Below are 6,554 nucleotides of genomic sequence, written 5' to 3' on the forward strand. Positions count from 1 at the left end.
GCCCCTCTTTCGGCGGCACCGCATACCGCGTACCGCGGTATCAGGTCACAGCACCCACTCGTGACCCAGGCGCGGGAACTGCGCCGTCGCGAACGTGCTCAGCACCCCGTTCACCGGCAGCGTGCTCTTGGCCAGGAACTCCACACCGTGCGCACCCGCCGCCGACAGGTCCGCCACCGAGTCCCAGTTGATGTTCTCCAGCGTGTCGTCGGCCGTGTGGTAGTACGGGTCGAACTGCTCGCCCGCGGTACCCCCGTACCACTCCACCTGCTCCTCCGACTTGACCCCGTCCGCGCCGCTGAACAGCCCGCCCGACGGGATGCCCGCCGCCATGAACGGGGCGTAGTCGCTGCGGCCGCTCAGCACGCCCGGCTCGCTGACCTGCCCCTGCGCGGCGAAGTAGTCCTCGAACACCTTCGAGATCGCACCCGACCCCGACGGCGCTCCGACCGAGCCCGGCAGCTCCATCCGCCCGTCCAGGACGAACCGGGCGTAGTTGTGCGAGCCGATCATGTCGAAGTTCAGGTACAGCGCGATGTCGTCGAGCTGGCCGTCGGTCAGGCTCCCCACGTACTCCGTGGAACCGACCAGACCTTCTTCCTCGGTGCCCCAGAAGGCGAACCGCACCTTGTTCTTGGGGGCGTCCTGGGTGGCCAGCTGGATCGCGGTCTCCAGCACGAACGCCGTGCCGGACCCGTTGTCGTTGATGGCCGGCCCGTCCTCGACACCGTCCAGGTGGGCGCCCACGACCACGACGTTGTCCGCGCGGCCGCCCGCGGTCTCCGCGAGCACGCTGAAGGACGACTCCTCCACCACGGTCGCGTCGACCTTGACCCGCAGCTCCAGACCCTCGGTCGCCAGCAGCTCGGCCCCCGCGGTGCCGGAGACACCGATGGCCGGGATCTCGGACAGCTCGCTGACCGTTCCCGCGAAGACCTCATCGGCGTTGTTGACCACCAGCGCGGCCGAGGCGCCCGCCGCGGCCGCGTTGGCGACCTTGTCGGCGAACGGGCAGGACCCGCGCACCGTGATCGCGATCGCGCCCTCGGGGAAGCCCTCGAAGTCGTCCGCGGTGCAGCCGCTGTCGGCGCTGCCGGCGTCGACGGCGACCGCGGGCGCGGTCACGTCACCGGCGTTCGAGTACGACATGGTCAAGAAGTCGGTGCCGCCCTCGTAGGCGACCTCCTCCGGGGCGGTCTGCGCCAGCACCGCGTCGGACTGCTCGCGCCACAGCTCGTAGTCGTACTCGTGGCGGAAGGTCGTGTACCCGGCCCGCTTGAGCTGGTCCTCGATGTACAGGGCGGCGACGTCGTAGCCGGGGGTGCTGGTGGCCCGGTTGCCGCCGTTGTACTCGGCGATCGTGTCGAGGTTCTCCATGTGCGCCTTGATGGCGTCGGCGGTCACCAGCTCCGACAGAGAAGGCGCCGTCGGCTCCTGGGGCATGTTGGGGCGGGCCGGCTTCTCGGGCCGGACCGGGCGGCGCAGCCACTCCGGCGGCTCGACCTCATCGCCGCCGCGCGCCTGTGTCACGGGCTCCGCGTGTGCGGGGGAGGCCGCGAGGACCCCCGCGGCCATGATCAGGGCGGTGAAGCCCGCTACGGCCGCCCGTCGTCTGTGGGGTGTGCTCAACGATGTTCCTCCGGTGTACGGGGGAGTCCACCGCCGTGTCGGGGGATGGACACCCGGGGTGGGGTAGGCGAGGTATCGCTGCACACTGTCACTGTTCGTCCGCCCAGGGCAAGCACCCCGCGGCAGGTTGCCACAATCAGCCACAGGTCTTACGTTTCCGTGATCACTGTGGTTGGATTGTCTGCTTTGAGAGGCTCGAACGTCCAACCCGGCAGGCCCGGACCCACGGGGCCCGAACGTCCGACGGGGCGCGGATCCCGCGCCCCCCGGCCACCCCTCGCCCCCGGCCCGGACCGCCCCCCGGTCCCGGCCGGCCTACTCCTCGATCTCGCCCCGCTTCTTCTGGTGTTTGCGCTTGCGGTACTCGATTCCCACCCCGCCCATGACGGCCAGACCGCGGATGTGCACGACCGGCGTGCCGGGCTCCACTACGCTCGGGGTCCCCTCCTCCACGCCGAAACCGCCCATGATGGGCAGGCCGTGCACGCGGACCTGGATGTCGTCGGGCACGATGATGCCGATCCCGCCCATGATCGCGGTGGTCCAGATGGTGGTCTCCCGCGCCGTGAACCGGGCCTCGCGCAGGTCCAGTTCGATACCGCCCATGAGGGCGAAGGAGAAGAAGTTCTCCGGGAGGACCCAGCTGCCGGAGCGGTCGGCACCGCCCATGACGGCGATCGCGCTGTGGCTGGTCGGCGCCTGGTCGACGATCCGGTCGGCGCCGTAGATGGGGCGCGGGGACCGGAAGTCGCCGGGGGTGGGGACGGCGGGTGCGGACGCGCCGGCCGCGGCCGGCAGGTCCTGGGTGAGGGGGACGAGCTCGCCGATCGTCTTGGCGCGGTACACCGCGTCCAAGCGCTCGCTGTGCTCGTCGGGGTCCAGGCGGCCCTCGGCGAAGGCCTCCTGGAGTCGGTGCGCCACCGCGTCGCGATCGGCGTCGGAGGCGCGCATCCGACCGGGGTCGGGGGGTGTGATCTCGCTCATCGTCTCCACCATATTCCGATTCTGTCGGCAGGCCACCCTCCCCCGCATCGGGGAGGAACCCCGGGACGTCCCTGACATCCCCGGGACCGCCGGGATCCCCGGTCCGGGGCCCCGACCGGGACCTCCGCCCGGAACCCCCGGCCCAGGGCTCCCGTCCCCGGCCCGGGACCCCCGGGTCAGGAACCCGGCAGCAGCCCCTGGCGGATCGCCCGGCTGACGGCCGCCGTCCGGTCGCCCACGCCCAGTTTCTCGTATACGCGCATCAGGTGCGTCTTGACCGTGGTCGGGCTGATGTGCAGGGCGCGGCCGATCGCCGCGTTGGTCGCCCCCTCGGCGGCCAGGCGCAGCACCTCGACCTCGCGCGGGGACAGCGCCGGACCGGCCGGTGCGGAGCGGTTGCGCATCCCGGTGACGAGCTTGCCGGCCAGCCGCCCGGTCAGCACGGTCTCGCCGCGCGCGGCCGCGCGCACCGCCTCGGCCAGGTCGGCGCGCGGGGTGTCCTTGAGCAGGTAGCCGGTGGCCCCGGCCTCCACCGCGCGCAGGATGTCGGTGTCGGTGTCGTAGGTGGTCAGCACCAGGACGTGCGTCCGGGGGTGGTCGGCGGTGATGCGCTCGGTGGCGGCCACCCCGTCCCCGCCCGGCATGCGCAGGTCCATCAGGACCACGTCGGGGGCCAGCTCGGCGACCCGGGCCAGCGCCTCGGGGCCCGAGGCGGCGTCGCCGACGATGTCGAGGTCCGCCTCGGCGGCGAGCATCCCGCGGATGCCCTCGCGGACCACCGGGTGGTCGTCGACCAGCAGGACCCGGATCACGGCGCCTCCCCCTCTTCCTCCGGTTCGGGCAGGGTCAGGCGGATCGTGGTGCCCCCGCCCGGCCTGCTGTCCACGTCCAGGCCGCCGCCCACCGCGCGCGCCCGGTGCAGCATGCCCGGCAGCCCGTTGCCCGCCGCCGGGACGGCGGGGTCGAAGCCGCGCCCGTCGTCGGTGACGGTGAGCCGGGTGCCCACGTCGGTGTGCGCCAGGGTGAGGGCCACCCGGTCGGCCCCGGCGTGCTTGCGGACGTTGGCCAGCGCCTCCTGGGCGGTGCGCAGCAGGCACACCTGGAGGTCGCCGGGCAGCTCCCGCGGGGTGCCCTGGACCTCCACGGTGACGGGCACGCCCAGTTCGGTGCCCAGCCGCGCCCCGATGCGCTCCAGCGCCGCCTCCAGGGTGTCCTCGCCCAGGGGCACGGGGCGGCGGGCGGCCACCATGGCGCGCGCCTCGGCGAGGTTCTCCGCCGCGGTCTCCCGCATCAGCGCCAGGTGGCGGCGGGCCAGGCCGGGATCGGTGTCCAGCTCCGACTCCACGGCCTGGGTGAGGGCGATGATGCTGGTGAACCCCTGGGCGAGGGTGTCGTGCACCTCCCGCGCCAGGCGCTCCCGCTCGGCCAGGGCGCCGGTCTCCTCCGACAGCCGGGCGGCCTCGGCCCGGCTCTCCCGGAGCTGGCGGATGAGCAGGGAGCGCTCGTAGCTCTCCTCGATCACCCTCTCGAACCAGCGGCCGAACCACAGGGCGAAGCCGATGATGACCAGGTTGATCCCGATGCCCACCAGGGCGGTGCCCGCCTCGACCTGGCCGGTGGCCAGGCGAATGGCGGCGGGGACGAACATGATGGTCCCGACCGACACCGCGCCGAACGCCGACCCGGCCGTCATGAAGCACATGGGTGCCACCGCGAACAGGCAGAAGGTCGTGTCGGGGGTGAGGGTCACCGCGACGGTGACCAGGGCCGCCACGGTCAGCGAGAAGGCGATCGCCGACCCGCTCCCGTACCGGTCCTCCCGGTACAGGCGCCTGCCGACGGCCAGGTACAGGACGGCGGTGCCGACCAGCAGCGCGGCGGATACCCAGGCGCGGGTCCCCGTCCCGGACACCACCCCCACCGTCGCGGCGATCGCGAGCGCCCCCGTCACGTAGACGTACCAGCCGCTGTTCAGCTCCCAGGCGTGGTGCTGGTCGGGCAGGGGCCCCGCCGCGTCCCGCGCGGGAGCCCCCGCCTCCGCGTCCCGCGCCGCCTCCCGCGCCGGGCCCTGCGCCGGATCCCGAGCCGGAGCCCCCGCCGCCACGGCCATCACCCGTCCTTCCGCGTCTTCCACCGGAACGTCAGCAGTACCAGCACCAAGCCCACCACACACCAGGCGCCCAGGGCCAGCGCGACCATGTGCAGGTCCCACGCCCCGGAGGGCTCGAACGCGGCCATCCCGTCCGGGTAGAACGCGGCCCGCATGCCCTGCGCCATCCACAGCAGCGGGAACAGCGAGGCGACGGCCAGCACCCCGTCGGGCAGCACGGCCACCGGTACGAACACCCCGGAGGTGAACTGCAGGGCCAGGAACGGCACCACCACGATGGTGGACGCCGCCTGCGCGGTACGGGCCAGCGAGCTGACCGCGATGCCCAGCAGGGAGCAGGCGATCGTGCCCAGGACGAGCACCCAGGCCACCGTGAACCAGTCGGCGGCGGTGTCGGGCAGGGCGCCGTCGAAGACCAGCGCGGCCACCCCGAGCAGCAGCACGGCCTGCCCCAGGGCGAGGAAGAACACCAGCAGGGTCTTGCCCAGGAAGTAGGCGGCGGGCGGCATCGGGGTGCCGCGCAGCCGGCGCAGCCCGCCCTGGTCGCGTTCGGTGGCGATCCCCGCGCCCAGGGTCTGGAAGCTGACCGACATCAGGCCCATGGCGAACAGGCCGGGCAGGTAGTAGTCGACGGCGGGCATGCCGACGTCGAACAGCCCGTCGAAGATCGCCGCGAACATCGTCAGGATCAGCGCGGGCAGGGCGAACGTGAAGACCACGCTCTCCCACTCCCGGGCGAAGGACCGGATCTCCAGCCATCCCCGGGACAGGCCCACGCGGAGCGTTCCGGGCAGCCGGGCGTCGCGGATCACGGTGGTGTCGCCGAGGGTGCCGCTCATGCCAGGGCCTCCGTCCGCTCGCCGCCGCCGTTCCCGGCGACGGTCGTGTTCCCGCCGTTCCCGGCGTCCTCCGCGTCCCCGCCGTCGGCCTCCTCGATCAGCCCCAGGTAGACCTCCTCCAGGGTGGGCCGGTGCACGCGCAGCTCGGGGACCTCCCCGTCGAACCCCGCGGCCAGCTCGGCGACCGCGCGGGTGGGCTCGTCGGTGCGGATCTCGTGCCGCGCCCCGTCCCGGGACCAGCTCACGGTGGCCTGCGCGGTGGCCCGGCCGCCCAGGGTGTCGGGGGTGCCCAGCGCCCGCACCCGGCCCCCGGCCAGGACGCACACCCGGTCGGCGAGGGCCTCGGCCTCCTCCAGGTAGTGGGTGGTGAGGAGGATCGTGGTGCCCTGCTCGGCCAGGTTCCGGATCAGCCCCCAGAAGTCGCGCCGCGCCTTGGGATCGAAACCGGTGGTGGGCTCGTCGAGGAAGAGGAGTTCGGGTCCGCCGATGATGCCCAGGGCCACGTCCAGGCGGCGCCGCTGGCCCCCCGACAGGGACTCGGGCAGGGCGCGGGCCTTCTCCGCCAGGCCGACCAGCTCCAGGGTGGCGTCGACGCCGTGCGGGGCGGGGTAGTGCCCGGCGAAGTGCCGCAGGACCTCGCGCACCGGCACCTTGGGCAGCATCGTCTCCTGCTGCCACACGATGCCGATCCGGGCCCGCCAGGCCCGGCCCGCGCCCTGGGGGTCGGTGCCGAGCACCCGGACGGTGCCGCCGTCGCGGCGGCGGAAGCCCTCCAGGATCTCGACCGTGGTGGACTTGCCCGCGCCGTTGGGGCCCAGGAGCGAGAAGACCTCGCCGCGGGGGACCGACAGGTCCACCCCCGCGACGGCGGTGTGGTCGCCGTACTTCTTGAGGAGGCCCGAGGCCTCGATCACGTTTGCGCTCATACCACCGAGCCTCGCGCGCGGCGGGCCCCGGCGGTATCGGGCGACCGGGCGGTCCGGTGTCCTCCG

General features: G+C 73.5%; 6 protein-coding genes. All 6 read right to left on the reverse strand.

Annotation, left to right across the window (positions count from 1 at the left end):
- Positions 1–45: 45 nt before the first annotated feature.
- A complete protein-coding gene (locus ACJOT3_RS30995) occupies positions 46–1,575 on the reverse strand; it encodes a M28 family peptidase (protein ID WP_406976685.1) in 1,530 nt (509 codons plus the stop codon).
- A 369-nt stretch (positions 1,576–1,944) separates the two neighbouring features.
- Entirely contained in the window at positions 1,945–2,625 is a 681-nt protein-coding gene (locus ACJOT3_RS31000) for a DUF1707 SHOCT-like domain-containing protein (protein WP_406976680.1), read from the reverse strand.
- Positions 2,626–2,789: 164 nt separating this feature from the next.
- Positions 2,790–3,425, reverse strand: coding sequence for a response regulator transcription factor (locus ACJOT3_RS31005; RefSeq protein ID WP_406976681.1), 636 nt, complete (start codon positions 3,423–3,425; stop codon positions 2,790–2,792).
- Entirely contained in the window at positions 3,422–4,723 is a 1,302-nt protein-coding gene (locus ACJOT3_RS31010; RefSeq protein WP_406976682.1) for a sensor histidine kinase, read from the reverse strand. Before ACJOT3_RS31010 ends, ACJOT3_RS31005 begins: the two co-directional genes overlap by 4 nt.
- On the reverse strand, positions 4,723–5,562 hold the full coding sequence (locus tag ACJOT3_RS31015) for an ABC transporter permease (protein WP_406976683.1): 840 nt from the start codon (positions 5,560–5,562) through the stop codon (positions 4,723–4,725). The genes ACJOT3_RS31010 and ACJOT3_RS31015 overlap by 1 nt, the downstream gene beginning before the upstream one ends.
- Complete coding sequence (locus ACJOT3_RS31020) at positions 5,559–6,488, reverse strand: ABC transporter ATP-binding protein (RefSeq protein WP_406976684.1); 930 nt, start codon at positions 6,486–6,488, stop codon at positions 5,559–5,561. The genes ACJOT3_RS31015 and ACJOT3_RS31020 overlap by 4 nt, the downstream gene beginning before the upstream one ends.
- Between the last annotated feature and the right edge of the window lie 66 nt (positions 6,489–6,554).

Source organism: Nocardiopsis protaetiae (genome assembly GCF_045446735.1).
Taxonomy (GTDB): domain Bacteria; phylum Actinomycetota; class Actinomycetes; order Streptosporangiales; family Streptosporangiaceae; genus Nocardiopsis; species Nocardiopsis protaetiae.

What these genes read in the sequence shown, in the direction of transcription:
- ACJOT3_RS30995 (WP_406976685.1), bottom strand. Translation starts at nt 1,575, where the DNA reads ATGGCCGCGGGGGTCCTCGCGGCCTCCCCCGCACACGCGGAGCCCGTG.
- ACJOT3_RS31000 (WP_406976680.1), bottom strand. Translation starts at nt 2,625, where the DNA reads ATGGTGGAGACGATGAGCGAGATCACACCCCCCGACCCCGGTCGGATG.
- ACJOT3_RS31010 (WP_406976682.1), bottom strand. Translation starts at nt 4,723, where the DNA reads ATGGCCGTGGCGGCGGGGGCTCCGGCTCGGGATCCGGCGCAGGGCCCG.
- ACJOT3_RS31015 (WP_406976683.1), bottom strand. Translation starts at nt 5,562, where the DNA reads ATGAGCGGCACCCTCGGCGACACCACCGTGATCCGCGACGCCCGGCTG.
- ACJOT3_RS31020 (WP_406976684.1), bottom strand. Translation starts at nt 6,488, where the DNA reads ATGAGCGCAAACGTGATCGAGGCCTCGGGCCTCCTCAAGAAGTACGGC.